Genomic DNA, 17,883 nt, shown 5'->3' with positions numbered 1-17,883 from the left:
ATAGGCTTTTAGCATAAAGCACCACGAGTCTATGACGAAAAAGGATTTGGGCACACAACTATGACCGAGTTAACACAGCAGGCGTTAAACAAGGCCATGATGGAGGCGGTGGAATTCATTCACGCCGAGGGCTGGGACGCCCCTCCCACCCTCTTCGCACTGGTGCCCACAGCGTTGCTCGCCAACGAAGTCGGCGCCGACTTCGACCCCGAATTTCACGACGCCGCGGGCGATGCCGCCCCACTCACCCTCGTGGTCCAAGACAACCTTCCGGACAACCTTCCTGCGGGCTCGGAGGAGCTCGCCGATTATGTGGCCCGCACCGTCTGGCCACGGGCGGTCGAAGGCGCCATCCTGGCCCAGGAGATCACCTTCAAGGATTCCGCGAGCGAGGATCCTTCCCCGCGCCCGGCGCGACTATTCTCCGGCGCGCTGCGCGAAGACGGCATCGAGCAGACCCTGCTGCAACTGCGCCCGACGGAGGACGAGCTCGCAGCCAAAGGGCCCTTCGCCGAAGACGACATCGAGCTGCGCGGTGGCCCGGAGGTCGCCCCGGGGCTTATCGCCGCGATCCGCTATGGCCTCGAGCAGGATCCGGAAGAGCTTTAAGTTAGACTTTAAGGGCTAGCAGCGGCGCTCAGTGGAGCGCTGCTCAAGGTAGCTATCAGTAAAGGAAGAGAGATCGTGCGCCGTCATATTCGTTTCCGCGCCCTGTGCGCCACCGCTGTGGTGACCGCCGTGGTCCCGCTGGCCGCGGCGTGCGACTCACTCCCGTCCAGCAACAAAGAAACCAGCGAGGTAAGCGCCCCCGCGTCCCCAGAGGCACCGTCGGACGCCCCGGCTAGCGCCACTCCTGAAGACCCCGAGGGCGCGACCGACGCCGAAACAAGCGCCGCAGAATCGGAGTCCGCCACGGAATCTGAATCGGCCTCCGCAGGGGCGTCGGAAAGCGAAAAAGGCCCGGTGACGGGCAAGAAGCTGTCCCCCGGCGTGAAAGATGCCTACGCGCAGTTTAAGTCGCTGGCCCCAGAGAAACTGTTTGCGCAGTTTGAGTCCTGCGATTCCATCGGCATCAAGAACAGCTATAACTGCTCCGGCAGCGAAGTGGGCCAGTTCCAGTTCTTCGAGTCCTCCGCGAAGGCCTCGCAGACCACCCAGCTGCTCACCGAGCTGCGCAGCTCCCACGTGGTGGAAGATACCGGCAGCCGCGTCGTGGGATGGTCCACGCTTGGTTCCACCGCTGTGGTGACCGTCGTGGATAACGACAAGGGCCAGGTCATGCAGCACATGATCTCCACCGACCAGGAGGACCCGGAGGACAAGATCGAGTCCCTCGGCCTGGCGCAACCCTCCGACAAAGAGCCGAAGCGCGACTAGTCACAGGTAGCCACGGGGCGCCCGGCGGCGAAGTCCTCCATGGCCTTGACGGCGTCGTCAAGCGTGGCGACCTTGGCGATGGTCATGTCACCGTAATCCCGGCTCGTGGCCTCCGCGCAGTTGCCGTCCGGGGCGAGGAATAACTCAGCGCCGGCGTCCTTAGCGGCACGCACCTTGTGCACGATGCCACCGATCTCGCCGACCTTGCCGTCCTCGTCGATGGTGCCGGTTCCTGCGACGAACTTCCCACCGGTGAGATCGCCTTCCTCGAGCTTGTCGACGACCGCGAGGGTGAACATCATGCCTGCCGAGGGGCCACCAATGTCCTGCAGGTTATAGGAGACCTTGATGTCGTCCTCCGGGGCCGAGGTCATGGAAATACCCAGCATGGGGATCTTCTTGTCACGCGGGTGCTCGCCCAGGATGACCTTTTCCTCACGTTTGTCCCCGGACCTGTTTTCGACCTCGAGCGTGACCTCGTCACCCGGCTTCTTGGAGCGGATAATGTTCTGCACCTGTTGGGGCTTGGTCACCTCTTGGCCGTCGATGGCCCGGATGACGTCCTCGAGGGCGACGGCATCCTTGGCCGCGCCGTCGTCAAGCACCTGCGCGACGACGACCTTGACGGGCTTGTCCAGGTAGTCCATCGCCGCGAGCGTGGCGGCGGACTCGGACTGCAGAAACAGCGCCGCGTTGGCCTCCTCCACCTCTTCCGGCGAGTGATTCGGCGGGATGACCTGCTCGATGGGGACCAGGGTGTCGTCGGTGAGCAACCACCGGGACAGCGCCTGGGACAGCGTCATGCGGGAACGCACAGACACGGTGGTCATGTTCAACTGCCCCGCGGGGTCGTCTACCTGCGGCGCCTGCACGTCCACGACCTGCTTGCCTTCCACCTCCGACAGCGTGTCGACGGTGGGGCCGGGCCCCTCGGCGGCATAGGGCACGGTGAGAGAAATATCGGTGCCCGGAATGCGATCGATGCTGATGAGCCCACCAAGGAGTACAACCGGAACCGCACCCAAGGTGAGGGTGGCCAAGCGACGGCTAGAGGCGGATTTCTTCATCTTTGAGAGACTACCGTGTTCGCTCTCAGCGTTGTAGTCAGGATGGAATTCCCGCAACCCGCGCCGGTAGATTGAAGAGTATGAGTAGCGGATTTGGATTTTCTTTCCCCCATAACAACAACGATGATGACGATAACGACAACAACCGCAACGACCCCAACAACCCGTTCGGGGCGTTTGGTTTTGGCGGGTCCGGCGGCTTAGGCGACATGCTTAACCAGTTCGGGCAGATGCTCTCGGGCATGGGTAGCTCCATGAATAGCCAGAGCGACGAGCCGGTTAATTACGAATTAGCAGAACGCATCGGCCGCCAACAGATCGGCAACGCAGGCAAGGTCAGCAGCGACGACGCCCGCGCCGTTGACGACGCGGTGCGCTTAGTCGAGATGTGGCTAGAAGATGCCACCGACCTCCCCGCCTCCAACTCGGTGGCGAAGGCAGTCTCCCCAGAGGAGTGGCTCACCACTACCCTGCCGATGTGGCGACGTTTAGTATCCCCAGTGGCCAAGCACATGAATGAGGCACAGCTGGCCTCCATGCCGGAGGAAGCCCGGGAGATGATGGGCCCCATGGTGTCCGCTATGGGCCAGATGCCGTCTATGAACTTCGGCATGCAGCTCGGCCATGCGCTGGGCGATTTAGCCAAGCAGTCCCTCAGCGGCACCGACTTTGGCCTGCCGGTGACCCCGGCGGGTACCACTGCCCTGCTGCCGGGCGCGATTAGCTCCATCTCCAAGGACGTTTCCGTGCCGCCGCAGGAGGTGCTGGTGTACATTGCCGCCCGCGAGGCCGCGCGCCAGCGTCTGTTTAAGCACGTGCCGTGGCTCGTGGAGCGTCTGGTGTCCTCGGTGGAGGAATATGCCTTGGGCCTGGAAATCGATACCTCCCACATTGAGGAAGCCACCCGCGACCTCAACCTGGAATCCGGCGATCCGGCGGCGATGCAGGACGCGATCTCCAAGCTGCAGGGCATGGACCTGTCCCCGCGCATTACCTCCCGCAACGCCGGCGCCGCCTCCCGCCTGGAGACCCTCCTCGCGCTGGTTGAGGGCTGGGTTGACGTGGTGGTAGCGGACGCGATGGGCGACCGCGTGCCGTCCACTGCCGCGCTCAACGAGGCGTGGCGTCGCCGCCGTGCCACCGGCGGCTCCGCGGAGAAGGCATTCTCCAACGTCGTGGGCATCGAGCTGGGTGCGCCTAAGGTCAGCGAGGCCGCCGACCTGTGGCGCCGCTCCACCACCGCCGTGGGCATGGAGCGCCGCGACAAGGTCTGGGATCACCCGGACTTTCTGCCCACCGCGGAGCACCTGGACAACCCCGCGTCCTTCATTGACTCCCTGCTGGATGACGCCCCGTCGGATGACTTCGACCAGGAATTTGCGAAGCTCGAGGAGATGCTCCGCAACGACGACGGCAAAGGCAACGACACCGGAGACGGCTCCGCGGAGAAGGGCGATGACACCAAGTAGCCCGGCCGACCCCGTCTCACTCGCGTCCTAACCCTGCTCGCGCCGCGTGCCAAAGCTCAATCCCTCGAGGAATCCCTTGGCACGCTCGGCCTGCGGGGCGCGATCCGCCCACTCCCAGAACTGCTTCGAATGGCCGGAGACAAACGTGTGCACCAGCTCGTGGATAATGACCGAGTCCAGCACGTAGCCGGGGACCTCCTGCAGGCGATGGGTGATTCGAATATCGCCGGTGGATAGGGTGCACGAGCCCCAGCGGTGGTTCTGGTTGGTCACCCAACGAATCGATCCCAGCCGTGCTTTACCCTCCAAGTACTGCTTGTTGAGCTCTTCCGCGCGGGCGTTCAAGTCCTCGTCCGACAAGCGCGCCTTACTCATCCGCTTCGCGAGTTTCGCCCGCATATCGGCCACCGCATCCCGCTCCTGAATGTCATCAAAATACGCAGGGATGCGCACCACTAACACGCCGTCCTCGACGCGGGCGGCATAGGACTTAATGCGACGTTCAGAACGGATAACTTTTACTGGCATTGCGGACATATCTGCTGCGCTTTCCATCATTGTCATTGTTAAGTTCGGCATGCTTCGGCAGCGTACTTTAAGCTGTAGACATTAGAGCTTATACAGCTGGGCGGTGCCCTTCGGGGGAAGGCACCGCGGCGTCGCTAGTCCCGCACTGGGACGCTGGCGACCAGAACTAATTCGGGGAGGAAGAACCATGACTATTGTCCACGACGAGACAGCAACGTCTTCTGTCGCACCAGAAACTGCACTCGAGGAACGCGTGCAGTGGGCGCCGGGCATCGGAATCTACCGGCGCACCGCCACGTCGGTAAGCCTCGGCGCGGATACCACGCGGGCCGTCCTCATCGAATCCGCAGACGCCCACGCCTTGGTCCCAGCGCTGCGTAACTTCCACCGCCCCATGCCACGCAGCGCGGCAGTGCAGTCACTGTGCACGCCTGCACTCGGCGACGCCCAGCTGCGACCCGCACACGCCCGCAACCTCATCGCGGAGCTGCTCCACGCCGGGGCGCTGCGCTGCCTCCCACCACAACCGGACACCCCGCCGCCCCCGGAACTCCTTCTCCTTGGCAGCGGGACGCTAGCCAATACCGTGAACACTATGCTCAAGTCCGCAGGCATCACGCCCCTGCGCCCGGCCGCGGATGACTCCGTTCCGCACTTCCTCGCACAAGCCGAGGCCGCCACCCCCGTCATAGCGGTGGGAATGCTCGGCGATGCCGGACCGCTCTCGCGCTGGCTCCTGCCCCGCCACGGCACGAGTGTGAGTGTGGACATCGTGGATAACCAGGGGCGGATCGGACCGCTGCGGCGCGACGCTCACGGGCCCTGCTTGCTATGCGTGGCGTTGCACCACGTGGACGCGGAGCCGCGTTGGCACGCAGTGATGCGGCAAACCTCAACGCTCAGCAACCCCGACGCCGAGATCCCCCACCACGATCCCGCAGTCTTGGCCATGACCGCTGCCCAGGCGGTGGCGTGTGCCCGCGAGCTCGTGGGGCTACCCCGGCCTTACACAGGCCTGCAACGCGACGGCGCGACAGCCTCACTGGGTACGGCGCTTGCGGTAGGCACCATGCTGACCATCGATCCTTACGCCGAACACAGTGTGCGCCGAGACAGCGTGGGGCAACACCCGCGCTGCCCATGGTGCTTTGCCTCCCGCGGGCGCAAGAACTACCTCTCGAACGTCGCGTTGCAGGAGCGCGCACGCGGGGTGCGGAATGCCTCCTACCGGCTGGCGCAGACCATTAGCCAGCTCGACGGTGTGGAGACGCCAGATCCATGCTGAGCAGCCCGAGCCGCCTTAGCCGTTGACGATGTCGAGGACCGCCGGACCGTAATTGTCCAGCTTCATCCGTCCCACCCCGGGGACGTCGAGAAGCTCCGCCGCGTCCTTGGGCCGGCGTTCCGCGATGGCGACCAACACCGCGTCCGAGAACACCATATACGGCCGGATGTCCTGCTCCTTGGACACGCGGCGTCGCCACGCCCGCAGCGCCTGGAATAACTCTTCGTCCATGCCGCCGTCGCAGTCCTCGTGGCGGCCGAGAACCTTTTCCGTGGAATTGTGCAGCGGTGACGTACAGACACGGCACGTCTTAGGGCGCCGCGTGCGATCGGGCACGACTTCCACGCCCGCCCCGGCCGGCCCATCGGGAACCACGTTGTCCAGGAAGCGGGTGCGCTGCCGGTTCGGACGCGACCCCGGGGTCTTGGCCAAAGGCCAGCTGAGCTGCAGGTGTTCGCGGGCGCGCGTCACGCCCACGTAGAACAGGCGGCGCTCCTCTTCGATCTGCTCGTCGCCCGCCTTGATGGCGTGGGAGATGGGCAGCATCTTCTCGGTGAGACCCACCAAGAACACGGCGTCCCACTCCAGGCCCTTCGCGGCGTGCAGCGTGGCCAACGTGACGCCTTCCATGGTGGGCACTTGCTTGTTGTCTGCGCGCTGCCGCAGGTCCTCCAACACGCCGGGCAGATCGATACCGGGCTTGTTCTCCGCGATGAGCTTGATGACGTCCAGCAAAGCGTTCAACGCCTGCCAACGCTCGCGGGCCTGCGCGCCCTGTGGTTCGGAGGCCGACAGCCCCAACGGGGCGAAATACTCCCGGGCGATGGCCACGGGCTCCCCCTCGGCCCCGGCGCGCACCGCGGCCACCAGCTTGGCGATCCCCTCGCGGACGTCGGCACGCTCGAAGAAGCCCTCGCCACCGCGCACCTGGTACACCACCCCGGCGTCGGCAAGCGCCTGCTCGAAGACCTGGGATTGGACGTTGATGCGGTACAAGATCGCGATCTCGGACGCCGGGACGCCTTCCTGGATGAGATCCAGGACGCGGCCGGCCACGGCGCGGGCCTCGGCCTCCTCGTCCTCGAAGGACTTAAACACCGGCGCGGGGCCAGGCGGGCGCATGCCCTGCAGCTCCAGGCGAGTGCCCGCCGCACGACCTTGGGCCTGACCGATCACGTCGTTGGCCAACTGTGTCACCTGCGGCGTGGAACGGTAGTCGCGCTGCAGCTTGACGACGGTCGCGTGGCTAAAGCGCCGCGAGAAGTTCAGCAGGTAGGACGGCGACGCACCGGTGAAGGAATAGATGGTCTGGTTGGCATCGCCGACCACCGTGAGGTCATCGCGATCCCCCAGCCACGCCTCAAGGACGCGCTGTTGCAGCGGGGTGACGTCCTGGTACTCGTCCACGACGAAGCTGCGGTACTGGTTGCGGAACTGGCTGGCCACGTGCGGCGCGTTTTCCAACGCGGCAGCCACGTGGACGAGGAGATCGTCGAAGTCCAGGCCGATGACCGAAGAATTGTTCTTCATCTCCTCGTACAGGCGGTAAGCATCCGCCACCTGACCGGCGTCCACGGGAGGAGTGCGTTTGAGTTTGGTGGCGGCCTCCGGGTAAGAATCCGCGGTGAGCAATGAGGCCTTCGCCCACTCAATTTCCGAGGCCACGTCCCGAATATTGTCCTTGGTGGGATTGATCCCCGCCTGGTTGACCGCGCGGGAAACCAGCGGGAATTTGTTGGTGACCAACTGCCACTCCTGCTGGCCATATACCTGGGGCCAGAAGAACTTCAACTGCCGCAGCGCCGCGGCGTGGAACGTATGCGCCTGGACGCCGGGCATCCCCATCTGGCTGAGCCGGTCCCGCATCTCGCCAGCCGCCCGCGAGGTAAACGTCACCGCCAGGACTCGGTTGGGAACCACAAAGCCTTCGTTGATGAGGTGCGCGATGCGATAGGTGATGGTGCGGGTCTTACCCGTGCCCGCACCCGCCAGGATGCACACCGGCCCACGCGGGGCGGTGGCGGCAACGAGTTGGTCTTCGTCCAGAACGCTCAGATCGATGGTTTGTGACACGGCGCGGCTTAGTCTTCCTCCATCGCCGGCTCAGGCGAATCCTCGGTGATGTGCTTGATGTAGAGCAAGTGATCGCCCGGCTTGAGCGAGCTGGCCTCCGGCGTATCCACGCGGAAGAGCTCGCCGTTACGCAGGACAGCGAGGACGATGTCCTTGAGGTGGCGCGGATTGGAGCCCACCTCGAATTCCTTGATGGCGCGTTCGGCCACGGAGAAGCCCTCATTGGGCGACAGCAGATCCTCCATCATCTCCACCACGGTCGGAGTGACGGTGGCCAGGCCCAGGAGGCGGCCGGCGGTCTCGGCCGAGGTCACCACGGAGTCCGCGCCAGACTGCAAGAGCAGGTGGCGGTTCTCGGACTCACGCACGGAGGCCACGACCTTGGCCTTCGGCGCGAGCTCGCGCACGGACAGGGTGACCAGCACTGCGGTGTCATCGGTGGACGGGGTGACCACCACAGACGCGGCGCGGGCCACGCCGGCGATCTTCAGCACGTCCTGCTTGGCGCCGGAACCGTACACGGTGACCAGGCCTTTGTGCTCCGCATTGGCCAGGGCGGCGCGGTTGGTATCAATGACGGCGATCTGGGATGCCGGGACGCCGTCGGCCAGAAGCGCAGACACGGCGCCTGCGCCCTTGGTGCCATAGCCAATAACAACGGTGTGGTTGCGCACGGTTTTCCTCCAGTGCTGAATATGGAAAGTCTTGCGGGACTGTTCGGTCAGCACGCTCAGGGTGGTACCGACCAAGATAACCAGGAAGGCGAGGCGGGCCGGGGTCAACAGCACGACGTTGATGAACCGGGCCCACGGGGTCACCGGGGTGATGTCGCCGTAACCGGTGGTGGACAGTGTGACCGTGGCGTAGTACATCGAGTCCAAGAACGTCAGCGGTTCTGAGTACCCATCACGATCCAGGTACACCACGAGCGAAACGAAGATGATGAGTCCAAAGGCCCACACAATTCGGTTAAGAATGAGCCGCCACGGCGACGGCTCCTCCGACTTCGGCATGTTGATGACATCAATCAGCGCGTGGTCGGGCAACGAGGACAACTCCACGCTGGGCCGGAATGCGTCCTTGAGCTTGGCGCGCATCTTCTTTTTCGACACCGGTTCACCTCCTTCATTTTGTTGATCAAGGTCATTGACCAAAGTATTGCAACGTCGTCGGGAAATATTAGCGCTTCCTGCTCCGTTCCGCCGATTCCCGCACCGGCTGCTCCCCCGCCGCTGACACAGACGAGGTCAACAATTGGGCCAACGCGACCGATTCGCTGCTGCCACCGCTACTGTCCGACCCAGGGTCTGCGTCCAGGTACACCGTTTCACCACTAGCGACATAGTGGAAGGCCGCGCGCACCGGCTTACCGTCCTCGGCGATGCGGCGCCAGCCTTCCGCATACACGGCCAACTGCTGCTGCGCGGCAACAAATTCTTGTCCCCGTGGCCGGCGACCCGTCTTCCAGTCCACCACGAGCCAGTGGTCGCCGTTGTCAAAGACCGCGTCCATGCGTCCGCGCAGCACTACCCCAGCGAGGGCAAACTCAAATGCCTGCTCCACATAGGTAGGCGTCCGCTCGGCCCACTCGCTGGCAAGGAAAGCTTCCTGGAGGCGAACAAGCTCTTCCTCGGCAGCTTCGGGGTTTACACCGGTTGCCTCGTCGGCAGTGGCCGAATCTGGTGCAAAGAAGTCCCGCATACCCGGCAACTCGTCTTCACTCAACAGCGCCTGGGAGCCAAAGCGTTCTTCAAGCCACGCGTGGAAGGCCGTGCCGCGCTTGGCGTAGCGGCTGGGCTTGAACGGCACAGGGCGACGACGTCGCCGGGCAAATTCCCCTGCATCCTGGGTAAATGCCACCACATCGCTGGCGGTCATCTCGCGCGGCATGTCCACGTACACGACCGCAGCCTGTGAAGCACGTTGCTCCTCAATGAGCGCGGTAGCCTCAGCTTCCCAGAAGTCGAAGGTTTCGCCTGCCGACGCCGCCGGAAGCTCCGCCATTGCCGCCTTCACCAGCTCAGCACCGCGAACGGCCTCCGGGCGTGGATGGAGCGCTGGGAACAACGCTGTCCGTGGCTCGGATTCTTGGGCGGCGGCCTCAGTCTCCGTTCCCGACGCTGCCGAGTCTGCGCTGGATTCAGTGGCGGCATCGGTCGTACCATGCCACATCGTCACGTAGTCCGGCGCCGCCTGTGCCATCGCCGCAAGGTGCTTGTACGGTTCAGTCTTGTCGCTTTCCACGCTGGCGGTGACCACCAGCTCTTGCTCAGCGCGGGTCACACCGACATAAAACAGGCGCTCGGATTCCTGTGCTTCGAACTCCCGTTTCTCCGCCATATACTGCTTGACCAGTCCGCTAATGCGCTTCCGGGTTTCCGCCTCCTCCAAAACCATGAAGTCATCGTCAATGAGAAGCTGCGGGTTGGTCAGGAAGGTGGACACCCGGGGGGCGTATTCCGCCGCGGTCTGGTGCGGCATGACCACGGTGTGCCATTCTAGGCCCTTCGCACTGTGGATGGTGGAGATCTGCACGGCACCGGGCGTCGGTGGCACTTTCCCCTTATTCATCCCGCGGTCATAAATCTGCTGCAGCTCTAGGTAGGACAACAGCCCGTCCAAGGAGCCTGTCCCGTAGTCAGCCACGACGTCGAGGAAGCGGTTAAGGTGTGCAGTGCCGGCGGCGTCGCCGCGCGCCATCACCTCAGTGCGCACGCCGAACATCAGCTCGATGTCGGTGAAGATATCCACCAGCGACTTGTGCAGGCTGTACGAGCGCAGGTGGCGCAGCTTCGCAGCCAGCTCCTCCAGGCGCTGCAGCCCCTCGGGGCTATAGCGCGAACGCTCACCCAAGTCCGCAACGGCATCCGCGAGGCCGAAGACCATGTCCGGCTGTGACTCTCGCAACTTGTCCAGCTGCGCGCGCAGATGCGCTTGCGCGTCAAAATCACCGTGGGATGGTTCCTGGGACGCGTGGCGTGTTGGTGCGTCCGCTCCTTGTGTCCCATCGGCCGAACTCGGGGTTCCAGCGAGGTTGCGTACACGACGCAACAGGGCTTCCAAGTCCGCGACGGACAGCCCAACGATAGGCCCGGACAGAACCCGCAGCGCCGCCATCGTGTCTTGAGGGCGCACCAGCATCCGCGCCAGCGCCACGAGATCCTGAATTTCCGGCAGGTTCAACAGCCCGGCCAGGCTCGTGACTTCGAAGGGAACACCGCGCTCAGACAGGGCCTCTACGATGCCCGGGACGTGCTTGCTCTTGCGGCACAGCACCGCGGCCTTCAAGGCGTCCCCTTCCACCGCATAGCGCTGCGCCAGGAGGTCGCCTACATAGTCGAGCTCTTCCTCCGGAGTGGAAAAGTAGCCCAGCTTCACCGCGCCTTCGCCCGCGCCCTCCCGCGGCTGCAGCGCCTTCACGGGGCGGTCGTTACCGGTTCCCATCGCGGCGTCACCGACGATATTGGCCATGCGCAACACACCGGCGGGATTACGCCAGGAGGTGGTCAGTTCCTTCTTCACAGCGGACTGGCCGTTCGCCTGGGGAAAGTCATCCACGAAGGCACGCAGGTTTTCCGTGGTGGCCCCGCGCCAACCATAAATGGACTGCATCGGGTCGCCCACCGCGGTCACCGTGAGGTTCGCCGCCGCTCCTTCTGCCGTGTCCGCGGCTGTATGTTGCCCCTTGCCGTTGCCAAAAAGGCTGCGCAGCAAGATGCGCTGCGGCGGCGAAGTGTCCTGGTATTCGTCCAGCATGACCACCTTGTAGCGGCTGCGCTGCGCCGTTCCGACAACCGGATGGGCCATAGCCATCCGCGCGGCCCACGACATCTGCTCGGCAAAGGTGGTGGCGTCTTGTTCACGCATGCGCTTCTTGGTTTCCTCTACCAAGGGCAGTAACTCGCGGCGCACGTCATTGGTACCCAACCACTTCAGGGCATCCTTGGTGAAGTAGTCCGCTTCCCTACCGGGATCTTGCGGCACGGCGTGCATGTTCATTTCAAAGGCGTTCGCCTGCTCGTAGACCTCCGCCATGTTCAGAAGGTTGTTGTCCATCTCCGCAAGCAAGGACATCACCTTTGTGGTGGTGTCCTCCACGGACGTCGAGGACGTGAGGGGGCCGGTGTAATCCTTGACCACCTCGTTCACAAGGGCGAACATTTGCCCCTCGGAGTAGTGTGTGGTGGAGGGCTCCGCCGGGATGAGAAGTCCGTATTCCCGGATGAGCTCAGCCGCGTATGCGTCATAGGTGGACACGTGCGGGGCAATCACTTCGAGAGACGCCGCAATGGTTCCTTCGGGATCGTGGTCCTTGAGTTTGGGCGAACCGGCGAGCGTGCTCAGCCGAGCCTTGATGCGCTTGCCCAGCTCCTGAGCGGCCTTGCGGGTAAAGGTGAGCCCCAGAATCTCTTCTGGCTTCGCGTAACCGTTGGCTACGAGCCACACCACGCGTGCCGCCATGGTCTCAGTCTTGCCTGCGCCTGCGCCGGCGACGACCAGCATGGGGCCGGGTGCCGCGCCGATGATATCGGCCTGCTGCGGGGTGGGGCTGTGCTTTTGTCCTAAAACCGCGGACAGAAGCTGGGGGCTAATGTGTGTCTTAGGCATCGGTGGTCAACGTCCCTTCGTTGCGCAGTGGGCACATGGTGCGAACCGGGCACCGGTCACAGTCCTTGTTTTCAATGGCCAGGAGTTTAGGCGCGGCAGACTGTTCCACCAGCGGTGGAAGCTTCCGCGCGAAGGCGTCCAGACTTTCTTCATCCATGGCGGCCTGGACTCGCGTGTCCAATTTTTGAGTCTTAGTATTCACCAGCATGAGTGTGGCGTCTTCCAACTCGATGCCCGGGCCGTCCACGACCTTGAGTTGGCCGGGAATCTGCCCGGAGTTTTGGCCGGAATCGACGTCGTTGCCCGCAGCTAGTTGGCCGTGACGCAGTGCGAGTTGGTAGGCCTGCAACTGCACATATTCCCCAATTGCCTTGTGCGTCGGGACGGACTTGCCGGTCTTCAGGTCAACGATGCGGACCTTGTCGCCGACGCGTTGGAGCGCGTCCGCGCGGCCGGTGATTCTTACGCCAGGGGCAACCTCGACGTCAATGCCCACCTCCAGTCCCAGGAGGTCCTCTGCGTTCGCATACACCTGATGGAAGCGGTAGGTCTTGTCCAAGATGTCTTGGAACGCGTCGAGCTCCGTCTGGCGCTTCCAGTGCGGTGACGTCTGCACCACGCGGAATGCGTCAAGAACTTCCAAACGCGCCCATTCCTCATCGACGCCACGGCCCAAAGCCTCGAAGTAGAAGTGCGCCAGGTTGCCCTGGTCCAATGCCAGGGACCGTTCCTCTTCCTCGTCCGCGTTCCGCAGCACAGCCTGTACCGGACACTTCATGAAGCTTTCGATGCGCGAGGGCGACAAAGCCGCGCGTTCGCGACGCGGCCGTTCGCCCACTGTCTCACGCGCCGCCCACCAGCTGTCCGGGTCTGCTCCGGGAACCCCTGCCGTGGCCATGCGGGCGAGTTGACGCGCGGCCTGCTTCCGTTCCACTTCGGTGGCTTTCGCCGAGCCCACAATGCGCCGCAGCCGGCCCACAAACGCCGGCGCTGACAGCAAGCTCACGGTCAGCGCCGAAGGCTCCTCTTCGTTCTGGTCGCCGACGGCGATTGTAGTGCCACCAGCAGCGCCAGTTGTTCTAGTCGCGTCCGCCGCGGTCGCCTGCTCGATGGACATTCCCCATGCTTCCGCTGCTTCGCTGAGGAATCGGGACGGTTCCATCACGTCCTCGCCATCTTCCGAGTCGGTGGCGGTAACCACCAACGCGCTGCGGTGCCGAGTACACGCGACGTGGAAGAGTCGGCGCTCTTCTTTGAGACGTGCGGCGGTGTGCGAGACAGGGACGTCTGGGTCAATCCCTTCGTCGATGAGGTCGACGAGATCTTCCTGCCCGAACAAGGAACCGGTTTCCCCCAACGAGGGCCAGGAATCTTCTTGCACGCCTGCCACGATCACGGTGTCCCATTCGCGGCCGACTGCACCATGCGCGGTGACTACCGCCACCGCGTCGGGCGGTGAAAGGCGCCGGTCGCGCACACCCGTGGGCAGCTCCTGCGTGAGGACGAAGTCAATGCAAGCCTGCAGGCTGTATTCCGCGCGGCGTTCGGCGAGGTCGCCGAATACATCGAAGAGCGCCATCACGGCATCGAGGTCGCGGTCCGCCTGAGAACCTGTGGCACCGCCGCGCAACGCGGCGGTCTGCAGGCGAGTAGATAGCTTCGTCGCTTCCCACACCGCCCACAAAATATTCTCATTCGGCTCCTGCGCCGCCACGGCTTTCCGCCCGGCGCGCAGCACCGCCTTCACGCGTTCTAGCACGGCTAACTCGCGCTCGGTGAGTATCGCGTCCAACTCCGCAACCTCATTCTCCAGCACGTAGCGCAAGGTCTCCGCTGCACGCTCATCAGGCGCCCAGCGGCGCAAGCCGCGCAGTAAGCGGCGCAGGCTCACGGGATCCGCGCCACCCACGGGCCCCGTGATGAGGTCCTCAACCTCTGAGTAACTCAGCGTGGAAATGCCGTTGCCCACCGCACGCAGAGCCAGCAACAGGTTGGCCACGATGCGCTGTTCAGACAAAACGACATCCGTAGGGTTGATGGTCACAGGCACCCCGGAGGCCAAGAGAGCACGTCGGATACGCCCGATGAGCGCGCTATCGCGCACTACTACTGCGATGTCACGCCACGCCACATCGTCAATGAGGTGGCGTCGGCGAACCGCATCTGCCACGACATCCCAGTGCACTTGAGGACTATCGGCCACCACAACCCGACGCGAGGCGTCCGGGGCGAAGCGCTGCTGCTTGGTCAACACGATGCGGTTATCCGCATCAACTGTTTTCTCGCGAGCGAGGAAGAATTTTTCGTTTGCGCCACGGAATCCAAAGACCGCCTTATCGCGGTCACCAGCCACGACACCGAGCTCAGCGTGGGCCAAGAGCTTCTCCACGAGTGCTCCCGCCATGGGGTCAAGCAGCTGCGCATCGTCAACCAACACGGTGTGCCAACGGCCAGCAATGAGCTGGTCCACATCGCTTTCCAGCACCAAGTTCATCAGCTCCGGCGCGGAATACTGCTCCGTGCCGGCAAGGCGGGTGATCTGTTCGTACTCCCTCAAGAAGTGGCCGGCGGCCACCCACATTGGGCGGCGGTGCAGCTCACCGTATTCGATCAGCTCCGTAGGGCCGAGGCGACGTTCGACCGCGCGCAACAAGAAGTCGCGCACAGCGCGGGCAAAACCCACGTAACCGAGCGCCGGGCGGATCTCCTCCGGCCAAGGGATGACCAGTGGCGCCCCTCGTTCCACGTCATCGGCGTGGCCACGGAGCAGCTGCCGGATGATCGCGTCTTGTTCCGCGCCAGTCAACATCCGGACCTCGGCGTCGCGCTGCAAACGGAGCAACGCAAAAGCAAGCGAGTGCACGGAACGCACCATTGTCTCGGTCGAGGAATACTCGGGATGCGCTGCCTCGTTATCTTCCGGCTCGCGTTCCTCCGATACGGAATGTGCGGCGGATCCTGTCGCACCGAGGCGTGCAGCGAGGTGTGCGCGAATCCGGGACCCGGATTCCTTATCTGGGGCAATGATGAGTACGCCGGAAGGGTCCGCTCCTTCCCGTACCCGGTCAACGGCAATATCGGCCAACAAGGTGGTGACGCCGGTACCGGCGCTGCCTTCAATGAACCACTGCCCTGCCTGTGGGAGTGAGCTCACGGCAGGTTCGTGGAAGTCCACACTGGCATGTTGGAGCAACCGAACATCAGGGCTCGTGCCGGCCAACAACGGGTGCGTGGAGGTGGAGCTTTCCGAAGAAGATTGAGGATGTAAGTGAGAGGGTGAGTGCAGGCGATCGCTCATGCACTACATATTGCCATTTACCCGAGACATGAGGAGGTTTTCTACGTGCTCGATCCTCGAACGGACGTTCGTCTTGGAATGAGGGTGCAGGTTATTGACGTAGCGCCGGTACGCCGCCGCCCGCAACAGCAGCTGATCGAAGTGCTTGATATGCCCGAAGCGGGAACAGATTCCCTCGTCCACTGCTTCCTGGATGAGCCCGTCCACCACTACCAATGCGGCTGTGTAGCCGCGGGGGCGCAGCGCGGCGGTAGGAACGATCGAGGTGATGACAGGAGCCTGCGCACCGTTGTAAAGAACGGATGCCAGCAGATCAGCATGTCCCAGGGTCAGCTCCCCTGGGCTAAGGTCCAAGGCCCGATAGGCCTCGCCGGTCTCTGCCCAGGCCATCTTCTCGGCTTGGGCAAAGACGTCCTCGCGCTGCTGCGCGGTCCCGGCATTGGGGAGGGCAACCTCCGCTTTTTCTAAAGCCTCTTCAAGCCGAAGGGCTACGAGCGCGGTCTCATCCACTCGCTTGGCGGGAGATCCTGCAGAATACGCCGAGGCAATCCACCCAGCCACGTTGTAGCGCCCGTCTGTCGAGCGCAGCGGCTTGGCCACACGCGCACCCTCGACGTTGAATTTGTCGGTAAGCTTGTCGCGCACCCGCGCGGAGAAAGTGCCAAAGTCCCCAGTATGGCTAAATACGGTTTCCCCGACCAACCAACCATTATCCCAGGCTGGCCCGAGTTGCTTCGGTGTGGCCGAGCGCAATGCTACCGAGGCCGAGGTGGTGAACGTATTCATCACATGCTGGGGCGGGTAGACCTCCGTCGCACCGGATTGCGTCATGTTTTCCTCCACTATGCGGTTACTATCGCGCCTGCTTGGGTTGGGCCACGTCAGTTGTCTGCGGGTTGGGGTATGGCCACGGGTTCGGCTCGCACACATCGCTGTTATCAGGATAAACCTCTTCGGGCGAGAGCTGCTTCAACTCGCGGTTGGACAGCGACAGCGTCTGCTGCATCATCACCGGGGCCAGTCCACCGTTGTGGGTACACGGCTGGTGTTCGCTGTAGCCGATGGCGTGGCCGAACTCGTGGTTGACCAGGTACTGCCGGTAATTTCCCACGTCGCCTTCGAAGGGATGCGCGCCGCGGACCCACCGGGACTCGTTGATGATCACGGTGGACTTGCCAGTGATACCGGTATGGCACGAGGTTTCCATGTCAATCTGCGAACCGCACAGTTCCGCGGTGGTGCCCACGGAGGTGAGCTGGAAAGTGGTGTCCGGGTTGTCCTCAGAGCTGACATGTACGAACTTGTAGCGCTCGTCTTCGATCCAGCCGCGGGGGTCCGCCAGCGTGGCGTCGACGATCTTAGCGAAGGCGTCGTCGCCGCCGTAGGCGGAGGTGTCCACACCATTTTCAATTTCGATGGCGTAGCGCACGGTCTTCTCGGCGCCCTTGCCTACTTCCTGGCCGGGCGTGCCGACGGCGCGATAGGTTCCGTCGCCCTTCTCCGTGTATGCCCCACCTGCCGGCAGCTCTTTCGCCGCAGCCGCGGAAACGCTGGACTCGCCGCCGTTGGTGTTGTTGGGGTCAGGGCCCGTCACTTCGTGGGCGGGTTGGTCCCCCGCGCCGTCGTCAGGCGTGCCCTCCCCGACATCCCCGGCTTCCGCCGCAGAAGTCGCCGCGGCGGACGTGCCCGTCGGGATAATGTCATCGCTACGCGCGATGTCCACCAACAACCACACGGTGAGCACCGCCAACAGCGGAATAGCCACTACGCGCCACCAGCCGTATTCTTCCGCAAAACGACGCAGTGCCTCCGAACCGGAATGGTTTCGGGGAACCGCAAAGCTTGTGCGGGGCGGGCGGTGCTGTGGACTCATGGGTTATGAGGTTACCCCATGAAGCCAACGCCGTGAGAACGCACGGCACCGACCTCAACGTAGACCACACGCTCGGTGCGGATGAGGTACTTACGCCCCTTCTCGTCTTCCATCTCCAGCACTCCGCCCTGGCTCAAGCCCTCGTTAATCTGCGCCAGCAGCTGGTCCTGATCTGCACCCTCGTTGGATACGGTGAGCTGCAGCTCACGGGCAGTATCTGCAAAACCAAACTTGATATCCATTATTCACAGTCTCTTTCTCTTTTATGTTCGTGTACGCGTGTGCCTTTCGCGTAATGCGCGCGG

At 63.5% G+C, this 17,883-nt stretch carries 13 protein-coding genes; 4 read left to right on the top strand and 9 right to left on the bottom strand.

The features are described 5' to 3' along the window. The first annotated feature begins 60 nt into the window (after nucleotides 1-60). Both H0194_RS08455 and H0194_RS08450 read left to right on the top strand, forming a co-directional pair. On the top strand, nucleotides 61-609 hold the full coding sequence (locus H0194_RS08455; RefSeq protein WP_185175480.1) for a PPA1309 family protein: 549 nt from the start codon (nucleotides 61-63) through the stop codon (nucleotides 607-609). 75 nt (nucleotides 610-684) lie between these two features. After that, nucleotides 685-1,377, top strand: coding sequence for a beta-N-acetylglucosaminidase (locus tag H0194_RS08450; protein ID WP_185175479.1), 693 nt, complete (start codon nucleotides 685-687; stop codon nucleotides 1,375-1,377). On the opposite strand, the gene H0194_RS08445 is transcribed toward H0194_RS08450, so the two are convergent. Further along, nucleotides 1,374-2,444, bottom strand: a complete 1,071-nt coding sequence (locus H0194_RS08445) for a YlbL family protein (protein ID WP_185175478.1) — start codon at nucleotides 2,442-2,444, stop codon at nucleotides 1,374-1,376. The genes H0194_RS08450 and H0194_RS08445 overlap by 4 nt on opposite strands. A gap of 80 nt (nucleotides 2,445-2,524) precedes the next feature. On the opposite strand from H0194_RS08445, the gene H0194_RS08440 reads away from it, so the two are divergent. Continuing rightward, nucleotides 2,525-3,913, top strand: coding sequence for a zinc-dependent metalloprotease (locus H0194_RS08440; protein WP_185175477.1), 1,389 nt, complete (start codon nucleotides 2,525-2,527; stop codon nucleotides 3,911-3,913). A 27-nt stretch (nucleotides 3,914-3,940) separates the two neighbouring features. Here the strand turns inward: H0194_RS08440 and H0194_RS08435 are convergent, their stop codons facing one another. Continuing rightward, on the bottom strand, nucleotides 3,941-4,492 hold the full coding sequence (locus H0194_RS08435) for a M48 metallopeptidase family protein (RefSeq protein ID WP_246388867.1): 552 nt from the start codon (nucleotides 4,490-4,492) through the stop codon (nucleotides 3,941-3,943). A gap of 136 nt (nucleotides 4,493-4,628) precedes the next feature. Here H0194_RS08435 and H0194_RS08430 point away from each other — a divergent pair, with 136 nt between their 5' ends. Then, complete coding sequence (locus H0194_RS08430) at nucleotides 4,629-5,726, top strand: hypothetical protein (protein WP_185175476.1); 1,098 nt, start codon at nucleotides 4,629-4,631, stop codon at nucleotides 5,724-5,726. 15 nt (nucleotides 5,727-5,741) lie between these two features. Here H0194_RS08430 and H0194_RS08425 read toward each other — a convergent pair whose 3' ends face one another. The 7 genes from H0194_RS08425 to H0194_RS08395 form a co-directional block, all read right to left on the bottom strand. Next, a complete protein-coding gene (locus tag H0194_RS08425) occupies nucleotides 5,742-7,799 on the bottom strand; it encodes an ATP-dependent DNA helicase UvrD2 (RefSeq protein WP_185175475.1) in 2,058 nt (685 codons plus the stop codon). Nucleotides 7,800-7,807: 8 nt separating this feature from the next. Then, a complete protein-coding gene (locus H0194_RS08420; protein ID WP_185176962.1) occupies nucleotides 7,808-8,896 on the bottom strand; it encodes a potassium channel family protein in 1,089 nt (362 codons plus the stop codon). 82 nt (nucleotides 8,897-8,978) lie between these two features. Beyond that, nucleotides 8,979-12,407: an ATP-dependent helicase gene (locus H0194_RS08415; RefSeq protein ID WP_246388866.1), complete on the bottom strand. Its 3,429-nt coding sequence runs from the start codon at nucleotides 12,405-12,407 to the stop codon at nucleotides 8,979-8,981. Then, nucleotides 12,400-15,582 carry an ATP-dependent DNA helicase gene (locus tag H0194_RS08410; RefSeq protein ID WP_246388865.1) on the bottom strand — a complete coding sequence of 1,061 codons (3,183 nt, stop codon included), beginning with the start codon at nucleotides 15,580-15,582 and terminating at the stop codon, nucleotides 12,400-12,402. The genes H0194_RS08415 and H0194_RS08410 overlap by 8 nt, the downstream gene beginning before the upstream one ends. A gap of 126 nt (nucleotides 15,583-15,708) precedes the next feature. Beyond that, the gene (locus H0194_RS08405; RefSeq protein ID WP_246388863.1) at nucleotides 15,709-16,536 is read right to left on the bottom strand and encodes a hypothetical protein; all 828 of its coding nucleotides are present in this window, start codon (nucleotides 16,534-16,536) and stop codon (nucleotides 15,709-15,711) included. 22 nt (nucleotides 16,537-16,558) lie between these two features. After that, nucleotides 16,559-17,578 (bottom strand): DUF3152 domain-containing protein, encoded by a 1,020-nt coding sequence (locus H0194_RS08400; protein ID WP_185175473.1) that lies wholly within the window; start codon nucleotides 17,576-17,578, stop codon nucleotides 16,559-16,561. Between the two features lie 11 nt (nucleotides 17,579-17,589). Then, a complete protein-coding gene (locus H0194_RS08395) occupies nucleotides 17,590-17,820 on the bottom strand; it encodes a DUF3107 domain-containing protein (protein WP_185175472.1) in 231 nt (76 codons plus the stop codon). Nucleotides 17,821-17,883 lie beyond the last annotated feature (63 nt).

This window comes from Corynebacterium incognita (assembly GCF_014217255.1).
Classification (GTDB): Bacteria; Actinomycetota; Actinomycetes; order Mycobacteriales; family Mycobacteriaceae; genus Corynebacterium; species Corynebacterium incognitum.
Note: the sequence above shows the minus strand (reverse complement) of the source record. Positions and strands in the feature narration are given on the sequence as shown.

Bases quoted from the DNA above. Each gene is read 5' to 3' on its own strand.
- H0194_RS08455 (WP_185175480.1), top strand. From the start codon at position 61: ATGACCGAGTTAACACAGCAGGCGTTAAACAAGGCCATGATGGAGGCG.
- H0194_RS08445 (WP_185175478.1), bottom strand. From the start codon at position 2,444: ATGAAGAAATCCGCCTCTAGCCGTCGCTTGGCCACCCTCACCTTGGGT.
- H0194_RS08440 (WP_185175477.1), top strand. From the start codon at position 2,525: ATGAGTAGCGGATTTGGATTTTCTTTCCCCCATAACAACAACGATGAT.
- H0194_RS08435 (WP_246388867.1), bottom strand. From the start codon at position 4,492: ATGCCGAACTTAACAATGACAATGATGGAAAGCGCAGCAGATATGTCC.
- H0194_RS08430 (WP_185175476.1), top strand. From the start codon at position 4,629: ATGACTATTGTCCACGACGAGACAGCAACGTCTTCTGTCGCACCAGAA.
- H0194_RS08420 (WP_185176962.1), bottom strand. From the start codon at position 8,896: ATGCGCGCCAAGCTCAAGGACGCATTCCGGCCCAGCGTGGAGTTGTCC.
- H0194_RS08415 (WP_246388866.1), bottom strand. From the start codon at position 12,407: ATGCCTAAGACACACATTAGCCCCCAGCTTCTGTCCGCGGTTTTAGGA.
- H0194_RS08405 (WP_246388863.1), bottom strand. From the start codon at position 16,536: ATGACGCAATCCGGTGCGACGGAGGTCTACCCGCCCCAGCATGTGATG.
- H0194_RS08400 (WP_185175473.1), bottom strand. From the start codon at position 17,578: ATGAGTCCACAGCACCGCCCGCCCCGCACAAGCTTTGCGGTTCCCCGA.
- H0194_RS08395 (WP_185175472.1), bottom strand. From the start codon at position 17,820: ATGGATATCAAGTTTGGTTTTGCAGATACTGCCCGTGAGCTGCAGCTC.